We start from the raw sequence: 352 nt of genomic DNA on the forward strand, positions 1-352 counted from the left end.
CGGCATAAACGCAGGAAAGTTTGGTACAAAGTCACAGGTAAAAGCAAATGGATCTGTTGTAGTTTGCATACTGATATGTTCACGGGCGATAAAATAACCCCAAATACTGCCTACCCCCCACGAAACAAATGCGAGGCTACGCAGTGCGAAAGAGCGAGGAGAAATCATACCGATTAAACCAGCTGCTAATAACCCCAACATAGCAAAACGCTGATAGATGCACATAATGCAGGGCTCTAAACCCATACCGTATTGGAAATACAGTGCAACGGCTTCAAAAATAGCAGCGGATAGTGCTAGCAATCCCCAAGATTGCCTAGAGAGATGAAAAGATGAAATCTTCATTATAGAG

1 protein-coding gene is annotated in these 352 nt (G+C 43.5%); it reads right to left on the reverse strand.

Annotation, left to right across the window (positions count from 1 at the left end; translation table 11 throughout):
• Positions 1-345 (reverse strand): disulfide bond formation protein B (locus tag CWC11_RS22730; protein ID WP_138684307.1); only part of this gene is annotated, 345 nt, incomplete at its 3' end.
• Between the last annotated feature and the right edge of the window lie 7 nt (positions 346-352).

It is taken from the genome of Pseudoalteromonas sp. S3178 (assembly GCF_005886985.1).
Taxonomy (GTDB): Bacteria; Pseudomonadota; Gammaproteobacteria; order Enterobacterales; family Alteromonadaceae; genus Pseudoalteromonas; species Pseudoalteromonas carrageenovora.